Origin of the sequence: Desulfosporosinus meridiei DSM 13257, from assembly GCF_000231385.2 — a bacterium.
GTDB lineage: Bacteria > Bacillota > Desulfitobacteriia > Desulfitobacteriales > Desulfitobacteriaceae > Desulfosporosinus > Desulfosporosinus meridiei.
This window is the reverse complement of sequence record NC_018515.1, coordinates 888,250-915,105: the sequence shown is the minus strand read 5'-3', so window position 1 is coordinate 915,105 and position 26,856 is coordinate 888,250. Positions and strand designations below refer to the sequence as shown.

The 26,856-nt window shown below is 41.7% G+C and carries 24 protein-coding genes and 1 pseudogene; 2 read left to right on the top strand and 23 right to left on the bottom strand.

Annotation, left to right across the window (positions count from 1 at the left end; all coding sequences use genetic code 11):
- Positions 1-190 precede the first annotated feature (190 nt).
- Both DESMER_RS04225 and DESMER_RS22525 read left to right on the top strand, forming a co-directional pair.
- A complete protein-coding gene (locus tag DESMER_RS04225; protein WP_014901826.1) occupies positions 191-1,369 on the top strand; it encodes a cell wall-binding repeat-containing protein in 1,179 nt (392 codons plus the stop codon).
- Positions 1,370-1,389: 20 nt separating this feature from the next.
- Positions 1,390-1,797, top strand: coding sequence for a hypothetical protein (locus tag DESMER_RS22525; RefSeq protein WP_148275256.1), 408 nt, complete (start codon positions 1,390-1,392; stop codon positions 1,795-1,797).
- Positions 1,798-2,172: 375 nt separating this feature from the next.
- Here the strand turns inward: DESMER_RS22525 and DESMER_RS04215 are convergent, their stop codons facing one another.
- The 23 genes and pseudogenes from DESMER_RS04215 to DESMER_RS04105 all read right to left on the bottom strand — a co-directional run bounded on the left by DESMER_RS04215 (position 2,173) and on the right by DESMER_RS04105 (position 26,719).
- Positions 2,173-3,330 (bottom strand): acetyl-CoA C-acyltransferase, encoded by a 1,158-nt coding sequence (locus DESMER_RS04215; RefSeq protein ID WP_014901825.1) that lies wholly within the window; start codon positions 3,328-3,330, stop codon positions 2,173-2,175.
- 12 nt (positions 3,331-3,342) lie between these two features.
- On the bottom strand, positions 3,343-5,730 hold the full coding sequence (locus DESMER_RS04210; protein WP_014901824.1) for a 3-hydroxyacyl-CoA dehydrogenase/enoyl-CoA hydratase family protein: 2,388 nt from the start codon (positions 5,728-5,730) through the stop codon (positions 3,343-3,345).
- 65 nt (positions 5,731-5,795) lie between these two features.
- Positions 5,796-7,097 (bottom strand): DUF362 domain-containing protein, encoded by a 1,302-nt coding sequence (locus tag DESMER_RS04205; protein WP_014901823.1) that lies wholly within the window; start codon positions 7,095-7,097, stop codon positions 5,796-5,798.
- 47 nt (positions 7,098-7,144) lie between these two features.
- Positions 7,145-8,011, bottom strand: a complete 867-nt coding sequence (locus tag DESMER_RS04200) for a 3-hydroxyacyl-CoA dehydrogenase family protein (protein WP_014901822.1) — start codon at positions 8,009-8,011, stop codon at positions 7,145-7,147.
- A gap of 2 nt (positions 8,012-8,013) precedes the next feature.
- Positions 8,014-9,828, bottom strand: a complete 1,815-nt coding sequence (locus tag DESMER_RS04195; protein ID WP_014901821.1) for an acyl-CoA dehydrogenase family protein — start codon at positions 9,826-9,828, stop codon at positions 8,014-8,016.
- An 87-nt stretch (positions 9,829-9,915) separates the two neighbouring features.
- Entirely contained in the window at positions 9,916-11,394 is a 1,479-nt protein-coding gene (locus DESMER_RS04190; protein WP_014901820.1) for a 4-hydroxyphenylacetate 3-hydroxylase family protein, read from the bottom strand.
- Positions 11,395-11,482: 88 nt separating this feature from the next.
- Positions 11,483-12,262 (bottom strand): enoyl-CoA hydratase/isomerase family protein, encoded by a 780-nt coding sequence (locus tag DESMER_RS04185; RefSeq protein WP_014901819.1) that lies wholly within the window; start codon positions 12,260-12,262, stop codon positions 11,483-11,485.
- Positions 12,263-12,636: 374 nt separating this feature from the next.
- Positions 12,637-14,031, bottom strand: coding sequence for a sigma-54 interaction domain-containing protein (locus DESMER_RS04180; RefSeq protein ID WP_014901818.1), 1,395 nt, complete (start codon positions 14,029-14,031; stop codon positions 12,637-12,639).
- 217 nt (positions 14,032-14,248) lie between these two features.
- Positions 14,249-14,653 (bottom strand): MaoC/PaaZ C-terminal domain-containing protein, encoded by a 405-nt coding sequence (locus tag DESMER_RS04175; protein WP_014901817.1) that lies wholly within the window; start codon positions 14,651-14,653, stop codon positions 14,249-14,251.
- Entirely contained in the window at positions 14,650-15,048 is a 399-nt protein-coding gene (locus tag DESMER_RS04170; protein ID WP_014901816.1) for an FAS1-like dehydratase domain-containing protein, read from the bottom strand. Before DESMER_RS04170 ends, DESMER_RS04175 begins: the two co-directional genes overlap by 4 nt.
- Before the next feature lie 43 nt (positions 15,049-15,091).
- The gene (locus tag DESMER_RS04165; protein ID WP_014901815.1) at positions 15,092-15,289 is read right to left on the bottom strand and encodes a hypothetical protein; all 198 of its coding nucleotides are present in this window, start codon (positions 15,287-15,289) and stop codon (positions 15,092-15,094) included.
- Between the two features lie 12 nt (positions 15,290-15,301).
- Complete coding sequence (locus DESMER_RS04160) at positions 15,302-15,892, bottom strand: hypothetical protein (RefSeq protein WP_014901814.1); 591 nt, start codon at positions 15,890-15,892, stop codon at positions 15,302-15,304.
- Positions 15,893-15,936: 44 nt separating this feature from the next.
- Positions 15,937-16,239, bottom strand: a complete 303-nt coding sequence (locus DESMER_RS04155) for a 4Fe-4S dicluster domain-containing protein (RefSeq protein ID WP_014901813.1) — start codon at positions 16,237-16,239, stop codon at positions 15,937-15,939.
- Between the two features lie 16 nt (positions 16,240-16,255).
- Positions 16,256-17,089: an ATP-binding protein gene (locus DESMER_RS04150; protein ID WP_014901812.1), complete on the bottom strand. Its 834-nt coding sequence runs from the start codon at positions 17,087-17,089 to the stop codon at positions 16,256-16,258.
- Positions 17,089-17,742 carry a DUF6282 family protein gene (locus tag DESMER_RS04145; RefSeq protein ID WP_014901811.1) on the bottom strand — a complete coding sequence of 218 codons (654 nt, stop codon included), beginning with the start codon at positions 17,740-17,742 and terminating at the stop codon, positions 17,089-17,091. The genes DESMER_RS04150 and DESMER_RS04145 overlap by 1 nt, the downstream gene beginning before the upstream one ends.
- Before the next feature lie 684 nt (positions 17,743-18,426).
- The gene (locus DESMER_RS04140) at positions 18,427-19,620 is read right to left on the bottom strand and encodes a thiolase family protein (protein WP_014901810.1); all 1,194 of its coding nucleotides are present in this window, start codon (positions 19,618-19,620) and stop codon (positions 18,427-18,429) included.
- A 16-nt stretch (positions 19,621-19,636) separates the two neighbouring features.
- On the bottom strand, positions 19,637-20,785 hold the full coding sequence (locus tag DESMER_RS04135; RefSeq protein WP_014901809.1) for an acyl-CoA dehydrogenase family protein: 1,149 nt from the start codon (positions 20,783-20,785) through the stop codon (positions 19,637-19,639).
- Between the two features lie 538 nt (positions 20,786-21,323).
- Positions 21,324-21,446 (bottom strand): annotated as a pseudogene (locus tag DESMER_RS22835) (3-hydroxyacyl-CoA dehydrogenase NAD-binding domain-containing protein); the annotation flags it as partial.
- A 21-nt stretch (positions 21,447-21,467) separates the two neighbouring features.
- Positions 21,468-22,088, bottom strand: coding sequence for a nitroreductase family protein (locus tag DESMER_RS04125; protein ID WP_242831048.1), 621 nt, complete (start codon positions 22,086-22,088; stop codon positions 21,468-21,470).
- A 9-nt stretch (positions 22,089-22,097) separates the two neighbouring features.
- Positions 22,098-22,991, bottom strand: a complete 894-nt coding sequence (locus tag DESMER_RS04120) for an MBL fold metallo-hydrolase (protein ID WP_014901807.1) — start codon at positions 22,989-22,991, stop codon at positions 22,098-22,100.
- Between the two features lie 661 nt (positions 22,992-23,652).
- Positions 23,653-24,525 carry a succinate--CoA ligase subunit alpha gene (sucD, locus tag DESMER_RS04115; RefSeq protein WP_014901806.1) on the bottom strand — a complete coding sequence of 291 codons (873 nt, stop codon included), beginning with the start codon at positions 24,523-24,525 and terminating at the stop codon, positions 23,653-23,655.
- A gap of 21 nt (positions 24,526-24,546) precedes the next feature.
- The gene (sucC, locus tag DESMER_RS04110) at positions 24,547-25,659 is read right to left on the bottom strand and encodes an ADP-forming succinate--CoA ligase subunit beta (protein ID WP_014901805.1); all 1,113 of its coding nucleotides are present in this window, start codon (positions 25,657-25,659) and stop codon (positions 24,547-24,549) included.
- Between the two features lie 874 nt (positions 25,660-26,533).
- Positions 26,534-26,719 (bottom strand): hypothetical protein, encoded by a 186-nt coding sequence (locus tag DESMER_RS04105; RefSeq protein ID WP_034600576.1) that lies wholly within the window; start codon positions 26,717-26,719, stop codon positions 26,534-26,536.
- Positions 26,720-26,856 lie beyond the last annotated feature (137 nt).

The window sequence follows — 26,856 nt, the reverse complement described above, 5'->3', positions numbered from 1 at the left end:
CAAGAAATTCAAAAGACAAGTCAATGACTTTTGGCATTTTTGTCTCCTTATTATGCCGATTGAATGGAAAAAATTACGAGGTTAGAAACGTCCAAGTTTATGGTAAACTTGAAGAACCCTATGCGAAAAAGGGCAAATAATTTTACATTGAAGCACTTCATCGATGTACTAAAGAAAAAAGGAGGCCGAGATGAAGCATCGTAAATTGATTAGTTTAGCTATTGTACCCATATTAGTGGCAACTTTTATCGCAACAACAGCAACTTTATCTCTGGCTGGTAGCAGCATTAATCCTCGCCTTTATGGTTCGGATCGATACGAAACTTCAACTGCCATTGCGAATCAGTTTTCTAATCAAACGGTTAGTAATGTTGTACTGGCTTCCGGCAATGATTTTCCCGATGCTTTGTCAGCCAGTGTTTTAGCCCATGAATTAAGTGCTCCAATCTTATTGGTTGATCGTAATACCCAAACATCTAAAGCAGCTCTAGATTATATTCAAGCCCATCTGCGACCGCAAGGCACGGTATATATAACCGGCGGTACTAGCGTAATAGGGAGCAATTTTGAGAGCTTGCTTTCTAATCAAGGTCATCAAATAAAACGACTGGGTGGCTCAGACCTGTACGACACAAATGAGTTAATTGTAAACGAGTTAAACTCGACGAGTGATACTGTTTATATAGCCAGTGGTCAAAATTTTCCCGATGCGTTAGCTATTTCCAGTTTTGCTAGTCAAACCAATTCACCTATTCTATTAACGCAAACCAATGGCTTACCAAAAGGGGCACAAGAATACCTAACAAACAATGAACCAAAAAACATTTATATCGCTGGGGGAACTGCGGTTGTATCAGGCTCCGTGGAAAATGAGATTAAATCGATTTCCCCTAATTCAAAAATCACTCGATTCGCAGGACAAACTAGATTCGATACAGCCTCATTAGCATACAGCCAATTGGCTGCGAACCCAAAAACAATCTACATTGCATCAGGATTAAACTATCCTGATGCCTTATCAGGTACTATACTGGCGGCTTTAAATGGCGACCCCATTCTACTAATTGACCCGTCCACACCATTGGTACCTGATAGTATTGCTATGTATTTAGCACAGCTCTATAAAAATGGTGCAACCCCAAACGTTACTGCTCTGGGCGGGTCGGTGGTTGTACCAGATGAAGTCATTAATAATGTGGTTAACCTGTTAAATGGCCAAAGCCAATCGCCGCTATTTAATATCACGACAGTTGACTCTAGGTTGAATTTTGGCGGTTTACCTGTCAATCTGTTACCTAATAAAACTATTGGTTCAACATTAACACTTACAAATACAACTATCCCTATAGCAGTTTTCATTCGACGGTAGAATACAATCTGTATTACTATATGCTAAATCCAGATAACCAAGTATCCGTTCACAACAGGGCATTAGCTCTTCATGGCGGAATAACCAGTAATAACTGTGTTTATTTTCAAGCTGAAGCCTTGAGGAGAATAGGCTTTAATATTAGCAATTCTATGGCTAATACCATTCAATTTAGTAATTTGCTCTCAAAACTAGGTTTTAAAAAAGATACGGACATTGGCAATCTAAAGCCCGGTGATATTGTTTTCACTCAAGGGTATAGCCACACTTATACATTTATGGGTTGGGTTAATCCCGGAAATTATGATTATGCTTATATCGTTGATAATCAATCGAGATCATTCGGAGGTCAAGTTTACCACGTGCGAAGCACTACAGGTGATCCAGCACAAAACACTGATGGCATGGCGTTTTTCATGTATTATTAACGCTATATAGACAAAAGCAGAATTCCCCTATCCGTATAGTATAATTATACTATACGGATAGGGGTGTTTTTTGATGTGTGTGAACAGGGCAATTTGCTCCTTACTTTCACAAGACCCTAAACATTCACTATACACTCCTACGTTCCCAGCCCAGTCGCCAGAAACTAAGGGGCCAATTGCACAGTGAACACTTTAGTGAAGTTCACGCTATAGCGAGTGCCGATGCTGAAGGGCCAATTGCGCCCAGGTTCACTCCCTTGAGCGACCCAGAGGTTGGCGCAATTCCTTCAGCATCCAACGAGCCAGTGAACGCAACGTGTGTGAACAGGGCAATTTGCCCCTTACTTTCATAGACCCCTTACTTTCACAAAGACCCTATAGTAACTCGTAAACCCCAGCAGCCCCCATGCCGCCACCGATACACATGGTCACCATACCATATTTCAGCTTCCGCTTAGTCATTTCACTTAACAGCGTTGCGGTAAGCTTAGCCCCAGTACAACCGAGGGGATGCCCAAATGCAATCGCCCCTCCATTGACATTTACTTTTGCTGGGTCTATCCCCAGAGTCTTTAAGATTGCCAGTGATTGAGACGCAAAAGCTTCATTCAGTTCGAACAAATCAATTTGATCCAAGGTCAAACCAACTTGTTTTAGAACTTTAGGAATAGCCTTAATCGGGCCAATACCCATAAGCTCCGGTTCCACACCTGCCATGGCAAATCCACGCCAGACAGCCAACGGGGTTATGCCTAAATCTTTAACTTTCTGTTCCGACATTAAAAGCGTCATTGCCGCTCCATCACTGGTCTGAGAAGAATTTCCAGCCGTGACTGAGCCACCAGCCTTGAAAGCAGGTCTTAATTTTGCCAAAGACTCAACCGTAGTTTCCGGGCGAATCCCCTCATCTTTGCCAAACCATTTTTCTTCCGGTTTTCCCCATGTTGGCAAGGGAACAGGCACAATCTCATCATCAAAGCGCCCACTGGTTTGAGCAGCCCAGGCTTTCTTATGGCTACCGGCGGCAAACTCATCTTGTTGTTCACGGCTCACTTCATACTTTTCCGCTACATTCTCCGCAGTAATGCCCATGGAAATATATGCTTCAGGGCAGTTTACAATCATATATGGATTAGGAGCAGGTTTGGCGCCACCCATGGGAACCATCGACATGCTCTCGATCCCTCCGCCAATCATAACATCTGCTTCACCCAAACGAATTCGGTCTGCTGCCATGGAAATAGCCTGCAGCCCTGATGAGCAAAAGCGATTAATTGTTACTCCGCACACATCAATTGGGAGACCTGTGCGCAAAGCCATAATCCTGGCAACGTTCATTCCCTGTTCTGCTTCGGGAAAGGAACAACCAATAACAAGGTCTTCAATGTCTTTGGTATCAAGAGCCGGAACACTTTTAAGGATATCTTGGATAACATACGCGCCTAAATCGTCGGGTCTGACTTGAGCCAAGGATCCTTTCCCCGATTTTGCAATAGCAGTTCGTTTAGCTTGTACAATAAAGGCTTCTTGCATTCTTCTCCCCCCCTAATTCCGTAATGGCTTGCCTTTGGCGAGCATATGACGAATACGATCTTGAGTCTTCGCTTCGCCTAGTAAGCTCATAAAGGCTTCTCGTTCAAGATCCAAGAGATATTGCTCATCAACGAGCATTCCTGCAGGTCGATCCCCACCTGTCATAGCATAAGCAAGTTTTTTACCCATATGTTGGTCATAATCCGAGATATAGTTTCCTTGGCGCATGCCATATAAGCCCAGCTCCAAAGTACCACGAACACCGGGACCAGCAATTTTAACCTTCTTCCGCAGATTCGGCCTGAAGTTTCGTGCCAAATCAATCACTCTGGCCTTAGCATCTAAAATGATATGTTCAGAATTCATACTGTAACGATCATGATCACGCAAGTAACCCAGCTGACGAGCTTTTTCGGCACTTGTTGAAACTTGGGCCATAGCAATTGCTTCAAACCGCTTAGCAAAGAAATAATCTGGCGCCACTTGAATACCGGGAAGAATCCCGTCCATTGCTCTTACAGCCATTTCTTTGGTCCCGCCGCCGCCGGGGATTAAGCCAACCCCCATTTCCACGAGTCCCATATAGGTTTCTGAAGAGGCTTGAATAGAGTGAGTATGCAAGCAAATTTCTGCGCCGCCACCAAGTGTCATCCCAAAAGGAGCCGCAACAATAGGTTTCTTAGCATATTTCAAAGCCATTGTCTGATCTTGTAAGGCACGAATCATTACGTCAATTTGATCCCAATTCTCTTCTTCCGCTTCCATGAGAATGAGCATCAGGTTTGCACCTACGCAAAAGTTCTTTCCTTGATTTCCGATAACCATACCCAGGTAATTCTTTTCAACTTCTTGAAGTGATTTTTGGATCATGGTTACGATATCTTCGCCAATAGAATTGTTAGGGGAATGAAATTCTAAGCAAGCGACTCCATCTTCAAGATCAATTAAGCTTGCTCCGGCGTTCCCCATAATAACTTTACCGGCTTTATGAGCTTGCTTAAAGGAAAAGGCATAAGGGCTTACGGTTTTTTGATGATAATTCCCATCGCTATAATATGCCGTCTGTCCATCTTCCGTCTTCCGATAGAAACTTGTATACCCTTTAGAAAGCAGTTCTTCCACAAGTGGTGGGACGGTGCCGCCTTCGGCTTGGATACGATCAGCAATTGCTTTAACTCCTAAAGCATCCCATAATTCAAAGGGGCCCATTTCCCAGTTATATCCCCAACGCATGGCTTGATCGATGGCTGTAATATCCTCGGCAATATCCTTGACAATGGTAGCTGCATAAAGCAGGGATGCTTTCAAAATATTCCAAGCAAACTCAGCTCCCACATCTTCACCATTAACCAAAGTGCGGAGCTTTTCCGGCAACCCCTTAGCTTGTTTGGCCTTATCTAAGGAAGCAAATTGAACCTTTTTCTGCGGGCCATAGGTCAAAGTATTAATGTCCAAGACTTCAATGACTTTACCTTGTGGCCCTTTAGTTTTTTTGTAAAAACCCTGCTTGGTCTTATCCCCTAACCAACCACTTTTCAACATAGTATGAATAAACTCGGGCAGTATGAAACTGTCTTTTTCGCCAGGTACACCTTCAGCAACATTGTTGTTTGAATGAATAAAGGTATCTAACCCGACAAGGTCTATGGTGCGGAATGAGGCACTCTTTGGACGGCCCATAACCGGTCCGGTTAAGGCATCGACTTCCTCTACAGTTAATCCTGTTCGAAGCATTTCCTTAAGTATAACCGGTGAACCAATAGCACCGATCCGATTAGCAATAAAGTTAGGGGTATCCTTGCACATAACCACCCCTTTGCCTAAGACACGTTCTCCAAACTCGACCATGAATTTGACAACCTCGGGATCAGTATTGGGGCCAGGTATGATCTCTAAAAGTTTCATATAACGTGGAGGATTGAAAAAGTGGGTTCCCAAGAAATAATTCGTAAAGCTCTCTGGAAGCCCCTCAACCATTGCTTTTAGGGAAATCCCTGAAGTATTTGAACTAACAATAGTCCCCGGCCGAACAATTGCAGCAATCTTTTGGAAAAGATCAATTTTTATATCGAGGCGCTCGACCACAACTTCAATGACCCAATCCACTTCATTTAAGCGTCCTAAATCATCGCTTAGGTTTCCTACCTCTATACGATCTGCAAACTCCGGCACTAAAAGTGGAGCGGGATTCATTTTTATGAGCTTGCTTTTATTCCCTTCGGCAATGCTATTTCGAACCTTAGGGTCTTCCAGGGTCAATCCTGCAGCCTCATCCTTTGCTGAAAGCTTAGATGGTACAATATCCAGTAACAGGCTTGGGATCCCGGCATTTGCCAAAAGTGCTGCAATCGTACTTCCCATAACACCTGATCCTATTACCGCAACTTTATGAATCTGCATTTAAATCCTCCTCTCATTTCTTGAGTTTCTTGGTATTTTTTTAACTCTCTACTTAATGTTCATAATTATTCAATTGACCAATCGCCAATCTTAAAACCATCCTCCTCTTGGTAACGACCTATCAAGTAGTGCCGAAAACGCACATACTCTTTATAGTCGCACCTAATCCCCTCTTCATCCAAGGCCTCAACGAACTTTTCTAAATCAGGCGGACACCCCCAAAGTGGGATAGCCTTCTTAATATTGGGATTCTCTTTATTCAAGTGACAAGCGCACTTTCCAAAGAGAACTGTCTTGTCAAAGCCGCTGGAGGCGAGCTTCTGCTTGCCGCTGACTAGCTCTACGTTGGGGAAAGGCTCCCCATTAAAAGCTGATCCGAAAAGTATCAGCATTGGATTATACTGAACTGAACAGCCTGTGCACAAACTGCTGTCATACTTGCGAATTGACAGTCCTGTTATTCCCCTTTTTTGAAATCCGATGGGACCGGTATCATCTTCTGACCATTCCCAATCGTAGTCCACATATTCCCGATGATCTTTGACACTTTCCCCTCTGACCTCATAATCTGACAGTTCTAAACTACAGCCATGACGTTGGGCATAATTGGTTAGATGGATCACCTCCTTCGCTTCATAACCTAAGACAGCCGACCCTACAAGATCACAAGCAAAAGGATCGCGTGACGCTATCAAGAGATCTTTTCTAAACGCCTTTCCAGTTGGTCCGGGACCTTTTTCTAAGGTATAAAGGCCATCTATGATAGTCAAGGTGACGGGTAACTTTTCAATAATTCGAGGAAACATGCTGCTTAGTTCCTTATCGCCCACACCATGACAAGTCTGTTTTGACTTCTTATTGAGGCACCCTTTGAGATTTTTGATGCCCAAAGACACTTTTGCTAGATTGTGAGTTTTTAAAACGGGTACATTAATAATTTTGTCTGCTTCCAAAGCAGATTTGGCTACATCCAGTAGTAAACCTTCTCCGTAGTCTACAGTTTTAAATTCTCCTTGGTTAAAGTCCACAAGTTTAACACCAAAACGTTCTTGTAACTTTTTATATCCAATCCTGTCATAAACAGCATCTCCCTGGGGCTTTGACGTAAGAACTGCGCCTTCACCAATTGTCAAATCATTAAAACCATGCTCCGCCAAAATACGAACCAAAGCACCCATCACTGCACTAGTGGTAATGACACCGTAAGGAGGAAAAGGCAAATCGAAGTCCCAACTGACGATGTTCGGTTTAATTAGGATCTTATCCTTCGTATTTAGACCAGCAAGTCCATCGCACAATCTCAGACATTTTTGAAGAGATTCATAAACATCCGTTACTTTAACAAGTGAAACTGCTTTTTTGATCATTGAAACTACCTTCTCCTTTGAAAGATTGATTGGTGAGATGGCGGAGTTCACTCATAAGCGTAAAAACCCTTTTTCGTCTTCCTACCCCATTCTCCCTTAGCAAACTTCTCTACAATTAATGGCGAAGGCTTATCTTTAAGATCTTGAGTTTCTTGATACCTTTCCATACCGATATAATAAGCTAGGTCTATGCCCGTGAAATCCAGCAAACGGAAAGGGCCCATGGGATGACCTAAGGCATTGGTTACTGCGACATCAATCTCCTCAGGTGTGGCAATCCCCATATCAGCCAAAAACTGAGCCTCATGGTGAAGTGCTGCAAGGATTCGATTAACTAAAAATCCGTAGATCTCCTTCTTAAGTAAAACACCATTCTTGCCCATCTTTTCGCATAAATCCATTGTTAACTGTGCAGTTTCCGTAGAAGTATGCGGGCCTTGTACTACCTCAACAAGCTTCATGACAAGGGCAGGATTGAAAAAATGCATATTGCATACTTTATCCGGACGTTTTGTGGCATCTGCTATCTTAGAACTGACAATAAAGGAACTATTGGTTGCCAAAATTGCCTGAGGAGGAGTAATCCTGTCTAAATCCGCAAAGAGCTTGCGCTTTACGTTAATCATTTCCACTGCAGCCTCAATGACAAAGTCGGCATCTCCCGCTGCTTCTTCAAGGCTTTGGGTAAAGGAAATATTGGACAATCCTTGGTCTGCCATTTGTTGAGTTAATTTACCTTTGCTAACTCGCTCTGGCAAATAAGTGCGGGCAAATTCTTCGGCTTTTTCAAGCATTTGAAGGCTGATATCCGTACAGCTGACCTTAAAGCCAGCTAATGCTGCACTCAAAGCTATTTGATGCCCCATATTTCCTGCACCAATGACACATATTTTCTTAACATCCTCTATTCTCATTGTTAAAATGCCCCTTCCGGAATATCAATAGCCGAAGTATCTGCTTCCTTGATAATCTTCACAGTCGCCATAACATCAGGCAAAATATTTAGAATATAAAATCTGGCACTCTGTACTTTCCCTTGGTAAAAGTCTTTATCCTCATTGCCTTGGTTTAGTTTTGTCTGCGCCACAATTGCCTGTTGTATGAGTAAATAACCGCTATACAGTTCCGCAGTAATCCTAAGAATTCTTGTACTGTACAAAGGAACAAGTCTGATATTTTCTTTGAAATAGCCTAACACTGTACCTAATAAGTCTTGATATGCCAACAATGCTTTGCCCAGTACCTGGAACTCGCGGGCAAAGGTTTCATGATTCTGGTTCACCTGCACAAACTCAGCTATTTCCATAATCCATTCTTTGAAGATGGTTCCTTTATCCAAATTCCATTTGCGTCCCACTAAGTCCATGGATTGAATGAAATTAGTTCCTTCCCAGATTGAATAGATCTTGACATCCCTTGCTTGACGAGCCACCGGGTACTCCTCTGTGAAGCCATACCCTCCTAAAACCTGAATGGCTTCGGTAATCATCAACCAACCTTGGTCAGAGCAGTAGGCTTTAACAAGAGGTGTTATAACTTCAATGAAACGTTTTGCCTTAGCTACATCAGCAGGATCATCCCCAAATTCAATTAAATCCTGAAAGAAGTAGCCTTGGAAAATCATCGCTCTCATTGCTTCCAAGGTTGCCTTTTGAGTCAGCAACATACGACGGATGTCTTCATGTTGAATAATCGGAACTCTATCCCCTTTGGGATTGTGAATGGGTCGACCCTGAACACGTTCTTTAGCGTAATGTACAGAATTATTGTAGGCTACAGTTGCCACTGCCAGGGCGCTGTGTCCTGTATCTAACCGTGATCCATTGATCATCTTAAACATCTGGGCCATGCCCTGTCCAAAACCTCTCTCATCAGGTGCGCTTCCTAATAACACACCCCGACATTGACCTTCTTCTCCAAAACTAAGCACTGCCGTCGAAGATCCCTTAAGACCCATTTTGTGTTCAATTCCAACTGTAGAAACGTCGTTGGACTCTCCCAAACTTCCGTCTTCATTAACCCAGATCTTGGGTACAATGAATAAGGACAAACCTTTTGTGCCTGGTGCCGCTCCATCGACCCGAGCTAATACTAAATGAATGATGTTTTCAGTCAGATCGTGATCTCCGCCGGTAATAAAACACTTTGTGCCTTTCATCTTATAAATTAGGGGATTCTCTGTCGCGTAAGCTTTTGAGGTCATATCTCCAACATCAGAACCCCCACCGGGTTCAGTTAAACACATAGTTCCTTCCCAAATCCCCTGGAACATTTTTGGCGTATAAAGGGCAATCTGTTCCGGTGATCCAAAGGCTTTAATCACCGAACCAATACCACCACTCAAGCCAATATAAGGGGACATTGACGGGTTAGCACCAATAATAAACTCCCGTACAGCTTGATTAAGGATCTCCGGAAGTGCGCCCTCTCCTTCTACGTCACTATTGCTGGCCCCCCACCCGTTTTCTTGGATATACTTGTAGGCCTTATGAAAGGATGGCGGAACAGTTACTTTTCCATCCTTGAAAATTGCTCCTATTGTGTCCCCATCATCGTTTGTAGGAGCGACAACCTCTTTGCACACTTTTAAAGACTGATCGAGAATTCCATCGACATCCTCAATACTCAGATAGTCCTGAAAGCGTTTTAAGCCGAGAATTTTCCCTCCATTCAGCCACTCTTTGATGATAAATTTATGATCCCGATTGCTAAAAAGGAAATTACTAGCCATGGCAACCATCCTCTCTGTTTAGCCATTATTACTACATTTCTTGATAAAACTCTGAAATCTTTCGTATAAGAATACCTCTTCTTACGGTTATTTTTTTGTAGTCCTTGCTGACATACCTGCAATTGCCCGCACAATATCCTTTTTTGATTCAAGATCATATTGGGATGTAATGGCAATCTGCTCCATAATTGGCGATCCACCGCCATGATAAGCACCATATTGAGTAGGCCCAGAAAAACTGGAAAGTCCAAAGTCAACAAAATTCAGCCAATACTTGATTTGATCCTCAATGGGGATTTTCGGATTTCTGTTCAGATATTTTTCCAACAATTGTTTAGTTTCTGGATTTGCAAGGTCTTTTTCATAAGGGAAGGTTGCCGGCATACCACCAGCAATATTGCAGAGAATTTCTTGCTCATGGAAAACTGCCTCCCCGGTTAGACACCTGCCTACGTTGGCATAGATTGAATTGGGAATATAGCCACCGGGCCCATACTTCATAACTCCCACACCTGGAATATAGACTTCAGGCTTACCTAAATCAGAAGCAGTATAACCTGCTGCATAACCCAGTTCACCCGTCATGATTAGTTTCGATAACATCTCACGCACATGGGGCGTATTCTCAATACCATTAATTTCTGCTGCCAGACCGCTCAGACCGATGACATAATCGAGCATGGCCGGCTTACATCCGGAGTAGGAATGCCTATGGAACAAGGCAAACAAAAGAGCAGCAATACCTCCGTGCTGAACTTCCCCACATAGGAAAACTCTTTCCCAAGGAATGAAACAATCCTCAAAGATGATATAAGAATCGGTATAGCCATACTCAATTCCCCTCTCATAATGGTCACGCTTACGAGGATTGTGTATATGAACAACCTGCTTTATTCCTTCGTAATCAGATGGTACAGCAAAAGCCAAGGCATAAGCTTCTTCACCCTTTTTGAGAGCCCGATTAGGAACAACCAGGATTTCATCAGAGATGGAGGCTTCAGAAATGTGGACTTTAGAACCACGAACTATGATGCCGTCGCTCCTTTCTTCCACCACATGCACGTACATGTCCGGATCTTCCTGTTCAGCCGGCCGTTTAAGACGAGCACCTTTAACGTCGGTCTGGGCGCAGCTTGCGACTAGATCCTCCCTTTGAAATCTTTCCAGCCACTTAAGCCAGTTATCATGATAAGCGGTTTTAGCTTTTGGTGACTTTTGTGCTTCGTAAGAAACGGCATTAATGGCATTAGCTGCATCTATTCCCATACACCTTTGAATACACTGCCCCACCTTATTACACATAAATCGTGTCATATCTTGCTTTTTATGCAGATCCTCTACGCTCTGATGAATATGGTTGAAACGATTAATAATTTCTCCGGTAAGATGAGATGTCACAGTACATAGTTCCTTACTAGCCGGATCCCAAGCTGCATCAAAGGTTAAGCCCATAACATTAATCGTTCCTTCTTGACGCTCATCAAGCCTATCCATTTTCTGTCCATTGCAATAGAGGTTGTTGTTCATCTTTCCTAATCTCTCAATATACTGAGCTCTAGTCCTCATATTCAAACCCCTTTCAATTTATGGTTAGTTTTAAAATCGACAGGATTTTCTAAACAATCTAACCCATTAAGTATTTCTTCATAGATTCCTAACGGCCCAGAAATTTTGCCGGTCTCTTTTCCAAAAAAGCTTTCATCCCTTCTTTTTGATCCTCAGTTGCAAAAAGAAGGCTGAAACACTTATGTTCATACTGCAGCCCTGCTTCAAGATCCATTCTAAGCCCCTCATTCACAGAGGATTTAGCCATACGTAAAGCCACAGCCCCTCGATCTGCAAATCGCTTGGCCATTTTCTTAGCTTCAGAGAATAACAGATCAGCAGGCACGACTTTATTGACTAGACCTATGCGTAAGGCTTCTTCAGCTTTGATAAAATCCCCGCTGAATATAAGTTCTTTTGCTCTACCAGCACCAATTAAACGAGGTAAACGCTGGGTTCCTCCTGCTCCCGGCAGAATGCCCAGCTTTATTTCCGGTAAGCCAAACTGGGCGTTGTCCGCTGCTATGCGCACATCCGCTACCAGGGTCAGTTCACACCCGCCTCCCAAAGCATATCCTGCAATGGCAGCAATGACAGGCTGAGGCATATTTTCAATGATCTGGAGGGCTCGATGGGAAGGTCTGTTACTAATTGTCACTTCAACTGCGGTAGCAGAAGCCATCTGCCCAATATCCGCACCGGCCGCAAACACCTTCTCACCACCGGTAATAATTATTACCCTTACCGAGGGGTCATTGGCAATCTTCGCAGCGGCTTCTGCCAGTTCGCTGAAAACTTGATCATTAAGAGCATTAAGTACCGCAGGACGATTAAGCGTAAGCATTGCTATGCCGTCCTCTATTTCTACAAGGATTGTTTCATAAGCCATTTCATTACCTCCCTACAAGAATAGACTTCTTTAAATTTTCTGAATACTGACTCAGCATTCAAGACTAGCAAAAATCATGCCTGATTAGAAACTTATTTTAACAAACTCCCAAACTGGTCAAATTAGAATAATTGAGACATTAGCGCTAGCATCCTTACATAGTAGTAAAACCAGCAATAGTCGGGTTCCTAGTTACTTAAAACGGGGAAAAGTTACCCTTAAAAAAACCAGCACTATCAAGTTATTTCTGCCAAGTGTAAAATAAACCTCCAGTCAAGCAAATTTGCCTGACTGGAGGTTTACAATCTGTATGGAAATTGGTACAAAGCTTAATTCTCGATTTTAAAACCGTGCGTAAAACGCACAAATCATTGTTAGTCTATACCATATCTGTGTAACTTATCGTAAAATACTCTCCTTGAATAGCCCAGAGCCTTCATTGCCTTCGTACGGTTGTTTTTATGAGTTACTAAGGCTGAGAGGATTAGTTCTTTTTCAACGGAAGCAACAATTTCTTTAACCGAAGAAGGTTTCTTCTGTTTTAATTGCTCCTCATGCGTCGGTAATATTTGACCTGGCAGATGATACATCTCTATTGTCAGGCCACTGCACACTATACTTGCGTGCTCTAAAACATTTTGCAGCTCTCGAATGTTGCCCGGCCAATCATACTCTTGGAAAAAACCAACAACCTGGGGAGCGAGAGTTAACTCATGCCCAACCTCACGGGCAAACTGATCTAAAAATGTTTTAGCGAGAGCTAAAATATCATCTTTGCGTTCTCGTAAGGGATTTAGATTAAGAGGGACAATATTTAAGCGATAATATAGATCTCGTCTAAAAGTACCTTGTTTAATCATACTTTCCAAATCTCGGTTGGTGGCCGCGATCACCCGAATATCAACCTTGATAGTTTTAGTTCCCCCGACTCTTTCAAACTCTTTCTCTTGCAAGACTCTTAGTAATTTCGCTTGCATTGTATAGCTCATATCCCCAATTTCGTCTAAAAAGATTGTACCGCCATGGGCCAGCTCAAATTTACCAAGTTTTCCCCCTTTTTTGGCCCCGGTAAAAGCTCCATCTTCATAGCCAAACAGTTCACTCTCGATGAGATCTTCAGGGATTGCAGCACAATTCACTTTAATCAGAGGTTTATCTTTACGACGGCTGCTATTATGTACTGCTCTAGCTAATACTTCCTTACCAACACCACTTTCACCACGGATTAATACTGTACTATCCGTGCGGGCAACCTTAGCTGCCAAGATTAAGGTCTCTTTTACATTTCTATTTTGTCCTACATATTCTTTAAAAGAAAGCGGCAGGTGTTCCCATTGTTCTAACTGCTCTTTTAAATAATCGGCCAAACCTTTTGTTTGTTGAAGTTCACGGTTTAATTGAACAACTTCTGTTATATTCTTGAATGTTGAAACACAACCAATAATTACTTCTCCATTATATAAAGGGAAGGAGCTGCCTACTACATCGATACCTAAAGATTCTAAGTAGTCTCTGCCACTGGTTGCCTTACCTGTATGTAATATCTCTATAGCTGCTGCTTTTGGCTCAATTTTATCTAATCTCCGTCCTAATACTTTGGCCACAGGTACCCCAAGAATTTTTGCATAAGCCTCATTTGCATAAACAATCGTTGTATCGGAATCAATAACGAGCACAACATCATGAATACTATCCAATATCTGGAACAAAAGTTCTCTATCCCATCGTGGAAAATCGCTGGTTGTGACTGCATGGGCTCCGACACTCATGATTATCCCCCATTTAAACTTATTTTGTAATCATTATATAGGAGTAAGCCAATTGAAGTAAAGGAAAATCTCTGGTAATAGTTTAAATATTCTTAATATTATACTATATCAATGCCCCAGAAACACAAAAAAGACCTAATCTAAGTCTTTTTTGTTTCTGGAGCATTAATTTGTTAAAGTGTATATAAATCCGCACACAAGGATCTTGAATGAACGTTCATCGCCTGAGTGAAACATGTGCTAGTCCTGACATAACTCGTTTCTGTTGGTTGTTAAAGGCCTCTAAATTACAAACCAAGGTGTTTTCAGAGCGGACTTTTATATTTCCAGAACATGTAATTATATCTCCTGGTCGTACTATTTGTTCAAAACGCACATTGAATTTACTGATAATTCCTTCTTCACCCATCCAATCTGTTACCATGGCCGCCATTTGGGCCATAGTTAACATTCCGTGGACAATTGTTCCCTCCAAGCCTGCTTGGCGTGCATAATCGTCATCAAGATGAATAGGATTAAAATCCCCTGAAGCTTCGGCATACTGGCGAACTTGCAAATCGCTCGGGATCCATTCACGGACAGGAAGTTGATCTGAAACCTGATAATCTAATAGACTTTTCATTCCCCTTCCTCCTTAGATGGCTGGATTAGGACAGAACTACTGGAAAACACCAATTCCCCAGTCAAATCATACCCCGTTGTTTCAAGCACAATAAAAGTATTCTTCCCGAACTTGCCGCGACCTTCGTAAACGTCTTTGATGCTCTTCTTATACGTTAGGCTATCCCCCACATTGAGCGGTCGATAGTATGTTATTCTTTGTTCACCGTGAATCATACCGGGAGTCGGCAATTGTACTCCTGGTATGTTTGCTTGAACCAATGTTCCTACAAAGGTAGCAGGAACTCGGCCATCGAACCGCACTCCAATGGCTTCAGCAAACCTGCGTACGTCTTCAAGTCTAATTTTTAAAGCTATTGCTTCACTTTCGCGGCCGATTAATTCTTTACTAATCATACTCCTCTGCCCACCTTTGCCAAATAGGTAATAACCATTCTCTTTAAAGGCCCATTTTCCTTTTCAATTCACTCAGCTTTTCTTTAATGAATTCAGATTCTGGGTCAAGGGCACCGGCTAACATATACTCGTTTAAAGCTTCATAAAGATAACCGGCACGCTCCTTGAGAATCCCCTCACCCAGATGCCTCATAGCCAAACTTTCATGATCCAGATCATCTGCGTTATGTCCGATGTGCACAGTTCGGCCTCCTTATTGCTTTTGAAAAGCGAGTTCACATAGCCCGCCGTCGTTAGCATCGTTATTACAAGTTATATTGACTGGAACTCCGACTTTTTCCGCTGCTGCTTGATAAGCCGCAAAGCAGAATGACCGGCAATCAATTCCTTTTTCAGAAAACCTTTTTCCTAAAGAGCAGTTAAAACTGCGAACCTTTAATTGCTTTGTAGTCGCTTCAGTGACAGTCCAAGCATCTCTGGGACGCAGAGCCAAAATTGCATGCTCAACATATCTTTCAAAGACGTGAGGAAAACGAATTCCGGTTTGCTCAGCAACTCGTTCGATCATATCCGCAGTCCGATCTCGGAAGACTTCTGAATCTGTGTTTTTTATCAGGACTGCCATAAAATACTTTCCCTTTTCTTCCAAAAGATCTGCGCCAATTTCTTTATCCGAGTTAAAAAGACTTTCCACAGGAAATTCTGCATTTACAGCAAAAATAAGTTCCTTAGGCAAATCATAGACATAATCCTGTCCGGGGTTAATCTTTAACCTACGCTCAGGGGCTACCTCAGTGCTAGGGTTGCCTTTTATTTTTTGCAAAACCTTAAAATCCACAGCCATACTAAAAACTCCCCTTCAAATTCATAGTTTCAGTTCCCGGAATGTTAAGAATTGCGTTCTTTAATTTGAGCTGCCCTTTCTTCTTTGAATTTCTGAGCTAATTGATCACGGGGGGCAAAACTGAGCTGTATAGCATCGATAGGACACGCCTTCACACAGTCGCCACACCCTGAACATTTGTCAAAATATCGACCTACGATCCGATATTCACTCGGATCACTCTCTCTTCCCTTCCAAACCTTTGTAGGTCCGCAAACGAAGACCACTGATGGACATACACTTAAACACTTTCGACAGTTCAAGGGATCTTTACATAAGTTATAGTCAATGCCGATTTGAGCAATCATTAACAGTTCCCTCCCCTTACCAGTTCTCAGCTAATCCAGGCAAACTTTGTCTGTCTACTAACTCAATAGCTTCACTTGGGCATGCCGTCACACAGAGTCCACAGCCAAAGCATTGATCCAAATCTATATACGCTTTGCTCGTATAGACTTCAAGATTTAGTGCTTTAAACTGACAACGACTTAGGCAGCTTTTACAGCCAACACATTTCTCTCGATCGACTTTAGCCACTGAATGCCCTTTCAATAAAAACTTAAAATCATAGTCAATTCGATTTCTTACTGCAACACATCCAGGATACTCGCATTGACAAAGCCCTCCGATATATGGAGTACCAAACACATCAACAGTTTGCACTCGACCTTCTTTGTGGTTCATCATAGCCCATTCTTTAGCTTCTTCCGGTGTGACAAACTCTACCCCACCATGATAAGTCTCAGGCCAACGTTCCCATTTATACATACCGGGTCCAATACCCATACAGGTGAAGTTCTCATCATCAGGCATACCCCTTTGCACTCGACGACATCCGCAGGTCATTTTCGCTAAAGGATAGGCAATATCCAGAATTTGAAGATATTCATCAAGTGTAACCACTTGTCCGAAGTGAGTCTGATAAGCATGTTCTAGGGCATCTCTTTTGATCTCGTTTTCCCACTCCAAATCCCCACTGATACGGGCTTTGACTAACTCTGCCACCACACCCGCACCCATTCCTGCTGCCTGTGGGTCGGCATCCGCTCCAGCAGCTTCTTTGCCTTCTTTGCGCACCTTATACAGGCGCCGCGCATAGTTTTCCGGGTTAAGATACCACTTTTCCCCATTACCATATTTATCACATACCCAACACATTACGTAACCTCCTTTTTCTTTGCTCGAATACGTCCTTTTCGCAACTGAGCTATCAATTGGGCCTCATTACGAATTGAATCTTCAAACACGCTTATACAAGATCCCACACTGAGGATATTGTGTGCGTCGCTTCCTCCGGTTCCAATCTTACCTAAGATGCTCACAGCATTTCTTGCGGCGCGGATTTCCTGCCAATTGCTTCTACCATTGTAAACTTCTAAAGCATCTACAAAGTCAAATATTGGCCTCCGGCACATCACCTCCACTTCGATTGACTCCAAGCCACGTTCTTCCCTTGAAAATACGGAATAGGCAAAATCAGCTCTAAAGGGATGAGCAGCAACCATCACGCCTTTCGAGTCATGCACAAATTGTGCTAACCTGGGTAAGTCATCGCGAAGATTTAATAATGATTGGTGAACTCCGTATACCAATATTTCCCCTACTGAGGTACTTAGTTCTATTCCACCATAAATTTGTATACCACTTTCAGCACTAAATTTGGCCAATTCTCTTGAATCCCAACAATAATCATGCTCTGTAACGCAAATGCCGTCTAGACCCTTCTGACACGCTGCTTGAATCAAGTCCCAAATGTTCATACGACTGCAAGCTGAACCTTGACTGGTATGAGTATGCAAATCAAACTCCATACTAGATTCCTTCAAATCCTCCCTTTTTAATTAAATGAAAGGTTTTACATCTCAATAAGCAAGTTTCATGCCAATCTTAACTCTGACGAGTCTCAACGTTTTGCATAGGCTATTCCGAGAATATTATCTTAATAAAAGTTGCTAATCCCCATGCACCTTCTTGGTTCGTTTTAATAGAATTTTATATTACCTAATTAAATCTAAAAATTCTGAAATAATTTTTCCCAGAAGGTTATTAATGTCCTGAGATGTTTTATTAACGTACATTTTATTAATTCAATGTTTCCTTTTTTGTACTATCAGCTTTAGAAGTGCAAAAAAGAAGGGCCGTCTTATAATGAGTGTCCTCAGACATTCATTATGAGACGACCTTTGATGTTTATAACCTAGGAGTAATTTTACAATGATAACTCTTGTTAAGCTGACAATAATAAACCTAATCCAGGCATGTCCAACAATTCGACAGCGCTGTCGAATTGTTGGACATGCTTAATTGTCTTTAGCTGGAATCCCCCGAACAAATCTGTCTCATAATGATGTCCTCGGACATCATTATGAGACAGCAATCTTGGTTCTGAAACTCAATGTATAGCTTAGCTTAAGAGTTGACGTAAAAACTCAGTTGAATAATAGATACTCACTTATAAGTATCTCCTGAAAATATCTGATTCCATTAGTTAAGATTTAAACTGAAAGGTTTTCAACGATTGTAGAGATACCCTGACCTCCTCCTATGCACATAGTTGCTAAGCCATATCTCTTACCCGTACGCCTTAATTGATTGAGTAATTTTATCATAATAATTCCACCTGTTGCGCCTAAAGGATGCCCAAGCGCAATGGCTCCTCCATTAACATTTGTTTTGTTGAGGTCCAGTCCAAGCTCTTTGATCACTGCCAATGACTGAGCGGCAAAAGCTTCATTTAATTCTATTAGGTCGATCTGATTCAAGGACAACCCGGCCATCTTAAGAGCCGCTTGAGTTGCTGGCACTGGCCCGATACCCATAATTTGGGGAGGAACTCCCTTGGCCCCTATCCCAACAACTCGGGCCAAGGGTTTTAATCCAAATTCTATGGCCTTGTCTGGGGTGGTCACCATCAATACCGCTGCCCCATCATTTCGACCACTTGAATTCCCTGCGGTTACTGATCCATTCTCTTTAAACACTGGCTTTAATTTACTCAACTGAGTCATGCTGGTTCCCTTTGGATGTTCATCCTTATCAAAGATCACGGTATTCTTTTTATCTTTGATTTCATAGGGAACTACCTCTTCTTTAAACAATCCCTTCTCAATAGCCTTTAAGGCTCGTTCTTGACTTAAGAGGGCAAATTCATCCTGCTCCTGGCGGCTGATCTCATATTTCTCAGCCAAATTTTCCGCTGTTAATCCCATTGTCAGATATCCATAACGTTCCTGAGGCTGACAGCGCGGCTGACTCTCTGTATTAGAATCAATAATCTCCGCATTTCCCATACGATATCCGTACCGAGCGTTCCTTAGATAGTAAGGAGCTGTACTCATGCTTTCTGCTCCACCGGCCATAACCGTTTCAGAAGTGCCTGCCCAGATAGATTGGACAGCATTATTTAAAGCTGTCAGAGCTGAGCCACACTGTCGGTGTACCGTGTAAGCAGGTATTTCTTCCGGCATCTCTGCCCTTAAAAGGGCTAAACGAGCAAGGTTGGGATTGTCAGCACTTTGTTTGGTATGTCCAAAGATAACTTCATCGACCGCTGGGTCTGGAATTCCGCTGCGTTTGAGCACTTCCCTGATCACATGGGCTGCAAGATAGTCTACATCTACATTCTTAAGAGTACCACCTACTCTTCCGACCGCTGTACGCACCCCTGATACTATGACTGCCTCCTGCATCTCGTAACCTCCTTAACTATAACGCATATTCCTTTTTCAGCTGGGCTGCAATAATATTACGTTGAATTTCCGAGGTACCTTCATAAATGCGGGCAATCCTTGCATCACGATAGAATCTTTCCACTTGACATTCCCGCATATACCCCATACCGCCATGAATTTGAACAGCCAAATCAGCTACCCGACCGAAGACTTCCGAACCAAAGGCTTTTACAATAGCAGCCTCTTTTATGATCTTTTCACCTTGATCTATTCTTCGGGCAACGTCATAAGTCAAACTTCGCAGGGCCTCTATTTCTATAGCCATGTTAGCCAAATAATGCTGGATAATTTGGTTCTCGAAAATTGGCTTACCAAATTGCACACGCTGTAACGCGTATTGCATACTCAATTCCAATAGTTTTTCACAGGAACCCAAGTTCCTGGCTGCCAGTCCGGCTCGCCCGTTAGCTAAGATCTTCAAGGCATTAACATAACCTTGCCCCAACTCGCCTAATACATTTTCAACCGGCACTTCACAATCCTCAAGGATTAGCTCTGCTGTTTGAGAACCATGCAAGCCCATTTTTTTCTCGAATTTCCCCACATTAAAACCTTTAAAGTTCCGCTCTACGATAAAAGAAGTAATCCCTTTACTTCCTTTGCTTTTATCAGTTACTGCCATCACCGTAAAAACACCTGCAACGTCACTGTTAGTGATGAACTGCTTAGTACCGTTGAGAATATAACGATCACCCTTAAGCACTGCCGTCGTCTTTAAACTGCCTGGGTCTGAGCCGGCAGATGCTTCCGTTAGTGCAAAAGCTCCGATCAGTTCACCGCTTGCTATTTTTGGCAGATAACGCTCTTTTTGTTCTGCATTGCCACACTCAACAATACCGACACTGCCAATCCCATTATGACAGCCTATAATCGAACAGAAACAATTCGGGCCTTTACCTAACTCTTCGTAAACCATAACTTTTCCGACCATTCCAGCCCCTAAGCCACCATACTTTTCAGGCGTGCTCAAGCCGAATAAACCAATACCAGCTGCTTTATCTAACAAAGTGCGTGGAACATGGTTCTCTTCTTCCATCTGCTCACCTAAAGGCTCTACCTCTTTCTTGATGAAATTTCGAATAGTCTGCTTAATAATATTTAGCTCTTCGTCAGTGATTTTCAAAGCTACTCCTCCTCATGTGTACTGGCAGATGATGAATTTCTATAAGAGCACAAAGAAAGTGCAACTATCGGATGCACACTTTCTTTGTGCTCCTATTCGATTGTCCAATCACTTAGTCGAAAGCTTTCATCGATTTTATATCTATCGAACAAGTAGTTACGAAAGTGGACATATTCTTGATAATCGCACTCCATCTCCTCTTTAGCCGGCTCTTCAGCACTCATTCCTAAATTGGGAGGACAACCCCATAGATAAATTGATTTCTTAATATTGGGGTTATCTTTATTATTTTGACAGGCACACTTGCCAAAAAGTATCTGGCATAATAATTTTCTGCATATATTCAAGAATATTCCGAACTGTCAAATCAGAATTCATTTTCTTCTGTAATTTTCTAACTTAATGTTTTTTGGTCTTTGCTAACAAGCAAGGCAAGGCCCCTGATCTTTCTAAGATCAGGGGATTTTTTTTAATACTTACTAAACCATTATACTCTTTCCAAGAAAGTGGCAATTCCTTGCCCACCACCAATTTATTACATTTCTCGACAAATATCTGTGCAGGATACTTTATACCCTGCCAAAGCACAACACACAGATATTTGATGGCCCATGTTGCCGGCCCCAATAATACATATTTTCTTAATATCTTCAACCTTCAGTAGTGAGCACCTCCAAAAATATTATTCAAGTACTCTATATACAATCTCTTCTATATTTATCCTTGGACGTAAAGGGGGGCTTTGATCAGGAAAACCTACCGGCATCAAGGCAGTGATCACCAAATTATCGGGCAATTCCAGAATCTGAGCAATTTTCTTTGCTTTCATTAATTGCACCCAGCAGGTACCCAGACCCAGGGACACAGCTCGCAGAGCAATATGCTCTATTGCAAGGGCAACATTCAGCATGGCATGTGGAATAAATCCCTTCAGTGCGTTAGCATCCAGTTCTTGATCAATGCCCGGATAATTGTCAAAAGCCTCAGGTCCAAATACTCCAGCATCAACTAATTCTTGTACCCTTTTTCTGGTGTTCTTGGCATAGGAAGAAAGATCTGCACAACAAACAAGCAAAATTGGAGCTTCACTTAGAAACTTTTGGTTAAAGGCAGCCTCTCTGATTTGTTCTTTAATCGTCTGATTCTTAACCACAACAAAACGCCATGGTTGATGATTGGTACCCGAAGGAGCCAAGCGAGCTGCCTCAAACAATTCTTGCAGTAAATCCTCTGGAACAGGATCTGATTTGTATTTACGGATACTTCTTCGCTCTATGAGTGCTGTTTTTACATCCAAACCCATTACCACCTTTCAGGCATAAGCCTTATACTTTTGATTCGGTATTAATTTGACCTCTCCAAGCCCCATTAAGTGCCGAAGGTGTTTTCCAATCATGACCTCTTCAAAATATCTATAAAGGCTTTGAGGTTCAGGATAGTGATCATATATAATTTTCATCTCCATTAATTCTTGTTTTGACCTGGGAACACGCAAGGCTTGTAATATTTTGGTTGCTCGAAAGTCAATTATCTCAGCGTATTCTTTAAGTCGTTCGGGGATATTGTCTGAAATGATCGGGGAATGACTTGTCACCAGTACTTTGGGATTTAAATCAATTAGTCGTCTAATCGACTTGGAAAACTCCTCCAAACTCGAACTTGTATTTCCATAAAACGGCCCAAACGGAGACAAATCAATATCCCCGGAAAACAATATGCCTTCCTTTGGTTCATAGAGGGAGATATGCCCGGGTGTATGGCCCGGGGTATGAAGCACTTGTAAGACTACATTTCCAAAGTCCAAGATCTCCCCTTCTGCAAGTTCTCTTCCTACCGCTCGACCTGGCATGCCATGGGGAAAGGGATATCCCTCTGGGAAATCCGGTGTATGATCTAGTCCTGAATAGGCCAAAAATTCTTTTGTACTTCGCAGGGCAGGTGCATCCAGGACGTGAGCCCATATTTCTGCTTTGGGGAAATATTTGTTGCCAAAAGCATGATCCAGATGAAAGTGTGTATTTATGATTACATCCACATCGCCGTTTCTAAGTATTTCCTCTCTGCGGCTAAGTCCAAACCCAGCATCAACAAGCACTCTTAAGCTGGAATCGATCAACAAACCATTGCTATAAGGAAATCGCCCCTTACATTCCCCGGGGATAAAAAAGAACTTCGGCATAAGCTCTATAAGCGTATCTTTACTCATTTTTTATTCTCACAGTTCTCTGAATACTAGACTATTTATTAAAAAATTAGCTCAGGCTATGCTAGAAACAGTCTAGCTCTTCAGCACGTAGAATTTAACAGTTTGGTCTTTCCCAGGATAGAAAATATCTGTAGCTCCTTCTTTGATTTTTGCACTGCAGACCAGTGCTTGTTGCATTAACAAGTAAGCAACATAGAGCTCGACCGTTATCCGTTATCACGGTTTTTGCAAATATATTTACTAACCAAAAAAACGAGTCCTTCTTCTATTATTTTAAGTACAAATTACAAATGGGTATTTTCTCACCTCACTCAAGCACAAGCTCTCAATTCGCCTTTTGCATAGAGATTTTGTAAAGGCTACCATTTCTTCATTACAAAAAGCATGCCAACTGGCACAACAGAAGAAATATACTTTGAAATACTCAGACAATTTTCATTATTCTTTATTGGCCTAGGGCCCTGCAACTTATTTTGATACTATTGATGGAAATTTTTTTCAATGGTGGATTTGTTCCTCGAGGATTAGGTAGTTAGACTTGTATGGAATTGAAACAATCAGATTAGGCATTTTATATTTTCCAGTATATAAACCATACAGCTTAATGAATACATAAAAACACCCACTTACCATGAAGTGGGTGTCTTAAACCAAAAATTATTTATAGCTTAAGCAGTAGTTCCTTGATTATTCCCGGCACCTCAAAAGGAAGTTCAACAATCTTTGCTCCAGCCTCTGTTAATGCCTTTACCTTACCTTCGTAAGTTCCCTTACCTCGCTCGATGATAGCTCCTGCATGACCCATTTGTTTACCCTGGGGAGCACTCTTTCCAGCAATGTAAGCCACTATCGGTTTGGTCATTTCTTTAATATATTGAGAAGCTTCTTCCTCAGCAAAACCTCCAATTTCTCCAATTAATACAACTACTTTAGTTTCCGGATCTTGCTCAAATTTCTTAAGGACATCGACAAATGTAAGCCCAACTACTCGATCACCGCCCATCCCGACAACTGTTGATTGTCCAATGTTTTGGGCTGTGAGATTCCCAACGATTTCGTAAGTGAGCGTACCTGAGCGAGCTACAATACCCACGGGGCCAGGAATAAAGAATTGATTAGGCGGGATACCGATCTTACATTTACCCGAAGATACAATTCCAAATGTGTTTGGTCCTATAACAATCGAATTAACCCGCTTTGCGTAAGCAACGATTGCCATTTCGTCATGAACAGGGATATGTTCAGTAACAACTACAACTACTTTTATTCCCGCCTCCAAAGCTTCCAAAGCCGCATCTTTGGCCATAGTCGCAGGAACAAAAACTACCGACGCATCAATCCGATGCTTCTCAATTACAGCTCGAACGCTATCATATACTGGTATTCCCTCGACAGTGGTTCCACCTTTACCGGGGGAAGTTCCTGCTACAACTTTGCTTCCATAGCTTAACATTTGCTTTGTATGGAAAAGACCTTGTTTACCAGATATTCCCTGGACCAGCACATTCGTCATTTCATCAATAATAATGGCCAATTCTAAGCCCTCCCCTTCTAATTACTTAGAAAGCTCTACCACTTTCTTAATCGCATCCTGCATAAAATCATAGGCTTCAATGCCAACTTCTTTAAGTATTGCCCGCCCAGCTTCTTGGTTGGTACCTACTAACCGTACGACCACAGGAACTGGAATACCAATATTTTTTTTCACAGAAGCTAAGGCTCTTGCGACATCATCGCAACGAGTAATTCCACCAAATATGTTAATAACTATTGCCTTAGGATTCCTAGATAATATTAATTCTAACGCTTTTGCAGTACCTTCCTCACCTGTTCCTCCTCCAGCGTCAAGGAAATTAGCAGGTTTTCCTCCATAATAAGTTATAGTATCAAGTGTACCCATAGTAATCCCGGCACCATTAGCCATAACCCCAATATCACCATCGAGCTCAACAAAAGATAGTCCTAAATCATGAGCAGTTTTCTCCACTACTGTACGCTCTTCTACCCGTGGTAGTTCTCTTTGTCTATAAAGTGCAGCGTCATCAATAGTAATTTTTGAATCCGCTGCGATGACTTTATCACCACTAATAACTAACGGGTTTATCTCCACCAACTCAGCATCTATCTCCACAAAAATCCTATACAAAGTTCGTATTGTTCTTACAAGTTCTTTACCTAGAGGGCTATTAAGAGTTACACCCATTCGTCTAACAATATCACTGGCAATAAAACTCTGCATACCTAATTCTACATCGATTTGTTCTTTAATAATGTAATCTTCAGCGACTTCTTCAATATCCATGCCACCCTTGATCGAGGCAATGATGACAGGTCTCTTTGCTGCTAAATCTATAGTGATAGCCAAATAAAATTCCTTGTCAATTTTCAGCTTTTCCTCTACAAGTAAAATCTCAACTGCATGTCCTTGAACGGTCATTTCAAATATCTCTTGTGCTGCAGCTTTGGCCTGTTCAGGATTATCCGCAAACTTAATTCCACCAGCCTTGCCACGTTTTCCAGATAACACCTGAGATTTTATTACTACAGCTCCGCCGATATCCTTCGCTATAAGAGCAGCATCTTTCGGGTTGTTCACCATTCTCCCCTTCGGCACTTTAAGTCCGTATTTTGAAAATATTTCTTTCCCCATATACTCAAACATTTTCACAATCCAGTCACTCCTTTCTGGTTTTAAGAGAATTCTAATCAACTTGTTTAGCTTTTAGTGAACATCAGTCAAAGCGCAACATGACTTTTCCTTAGCTAAAGTCCGCTGAACTCGATAAGCTAGCCCCATTTGACTTTGCAGCCTTTACATATTCAAAGCAATTGTTCATTATGGCATCTATAATACTCCTCCCTTAAAACTCCAAAAGTTAATGGTAACCTGAACATTTTGCAATTAACAATGCTATCAATTTAGGCATTGTTAATAAGTTTAAGCTATAAAACTATCTATAATAAAAAATGTATATATTGCATACATAGTGTGTACAAATGAAACAATTTAGGTCAAAAGCACCCCTTTCTAAGGCCTCTGTATCTGTTTCTAATTTCTAGGAACATAAACCTCGCAATCCACACCAATCCTTACCCAATGACTTGTGCCAATGTTAAACTGTCTAGATAAAACTTGTATTATAAATAGATGCTCATTTATTTTTGAATATTTCAAAAATTATGGAGCTGAAGTTATATATTTATGGAGCTTAACCAATTCGTCAGTAATCTTTATTAACTGGATATCGGCAACAAAGAAAGGGGGCTGGGGTCTTAGAGTTAAGTTTTTTACTTATTAAGAAAATTTTAATTAACTTAATGAGTGAATTCCTTCTCTAAGCGAAGTTTTTAACAAATCGACCTAACTTTCTAGGCTTATTACTAGTTCTTATTATGGCGCTCATAAAGAATATCTTTGAGTGGGCACGCGTTTTATATTTTATAGCTACTATGCTAATTTTAAGTCCACTCATAGTACCAGAAAAGACACCCACCAGGGTGTCTTTTCTGGTACTATGCATGAACCTACAGACTTGAAATTTCTATTTAGATTTAGTTAGGCGTGGTAAATCCCAAAATTCCTTTTTTAATGGAACTTCATAAGTAATCTTTGTATATTGTTCTTTATCATATGTCTGCCCTCTTAATAAATCTACCAAAAAGCGTTCACCACTCCGTTTGTCTTCAATAACAACCATGCGACTTGGATTGCTTTGCTGTCTTTCCAAAATAAAGTCCCCTTATCTTCATTAAAGTCTGATAGAAATGTCACACTATGTAACTTCGCTAAATAATAACATATTCCTTCTTTGCTTAAGTTAAGAACATCTATCATTATGATTCATCTAATATATGATTGCCTATC

What these genes read in the sequence shown, in the direction of transcription:
- DESMER_RS04225 (WP_014901826.1), top strand. Translation starts at nt 191, where the DNA reads ATGAAGCATCGTAAATTGATTAGTTTAGCTATTGTACCCATATTAGTG.
- DESMER_RS22525 (WP_148275256.1), top strand. Translation starts at nt 1,390, where the DNA reads ATGCTAAATCCAGATAACCAAGTATCCGTTCACAACAGGGCATTAGCT.
- DESMER_RS04215 (WP_014901825.1), bottom strand. Translation starts at nt 3,330, where the DNA reads ATGCAAGAAGCCTTTATTGTACAAGCTAAACGAACTGCTATTGCAAAA.
- DESMER_RS04210 (WP_014901824.1), bottom strand. Translation starts at nt 5,730, where the DNA reads ATGCAGATTCATAAAGTTGCGGTAATAGGATCAGGTGTTATGGGAAGT.
- DESMER_RS04205 (WP_014901823.1), bottom strand. Translation starts at nt 7,097, where the DNA reads ATGATCAAAAAAGCAGTTTCACTTGTTAAAGTAACGGATGTTTATGAA.
- DESMER_RS04200 (WP_014901822.1), bottom strand. Translation starts at nt 8,011, where the DNA reads ATGAGAATAGAGGATGTTAAGAAAATATGTGTCATTGGTGCAGGAAAT.
- DESMER_RS04195 (WP_014901821.1), bottom strand. Translation starts at nt 9,828, where the DNA reads ATGGCTAGTAATTTCCTTTTTAGCAATCGGGATCATAAATTTATCATC.
- DESMER_RS04190 (WP_014901820.1), bottom strand. Translation starts at nt 11,394, where the DNA reads ATGAGGACTAGAGCTCAGTATATTGAGAGATTAGGAAAGATGAACAAC.
- DESMER_RS04185 (WP_014901819.1), bottom strand. Translation starts at nt 12,262, where the DNA reads ATGGCTTATGAAACAATCCTTGTAGAAATAGAGGACGGCATAGCAATG.
- DESMER_RS04180 (WP_014901818.1), bottom strand. Translation starts at nt 14,031, where the DNA reads ATGAGTGTCGGAGCCCATGCAGTCACAACCAGCGATTTTCCACGATGG.
- DESMER_RS04175 (WP_014901817.1), bottom strand. Translation starts at nt 14,653, where the DNA reads ATGAAAAGTCTATTAGATTATCAGGTTTCAGATCAACTTCCTGTCCGT.
- DESMER_RS04170 (WP_014901816.1), bottom strand. Translation starts at nt 15,048, where the DNA reads ATGATTAGTAAAGAATTAATCGGCCGCGAAAGTGAAGCAATAGCTTTA.
- DESMER_RS04160 (WP_014901814.1), bottom strand. Translation starts at nt 15,892, where the DNA reads ATGGCTGTGGATTTTAAGGTTTTGCAAAAAATAAAAGGCAACCCTAGC.
- DESMER_RS04155 (WP_014901813.1), bottom strand. Translation starts at nt 16,239, where the DNA reads ATGATTGCTCAAATCGGCATTGACTATAACTTATGTAAAGATCCCTTG.
- DESMER_RS04150 (WP_014901812.1), bottom strand. Translation starts at nt 17,089, where the DNA reads ATGTGTTGGGTATGTGATAAATATGGTAATGGGGAAAAGTGGTATCTT.
- DESMER_RS04145 (WP_014901811.1), bottom strand. Translation starts at nt 17,742, where the DNA reads ATGGAGTTTGATTTGCATACTCATACCAGTCAAGGTTCAGCTTGCAGT.
- DESMER_RS04140 (WP_014901810.1), bottom strand. Translation starts at nt 19,620, where the DNA reads ATGCAGGAGGCAGTCATAGTATCAGGGGTGCGTACAGCGGTCGGAAGA.
- DESMER_RS04125 (WP_242831048.1), bottom strand. Translation starts at nt 22,088, where the DNA reads ATGGGTTTGGATGTAAAAACAGCACTCATAGAGCGAAGAAGTATCCGT.
- DESMER_RS04120 (WP_014901807.1), bottom strand. Translation starts at nt 22,991, where the DNA reads ATGAGTAAAGATACGCTTATAGAGCTTATGCCGAAGTTCTTTTTTATC.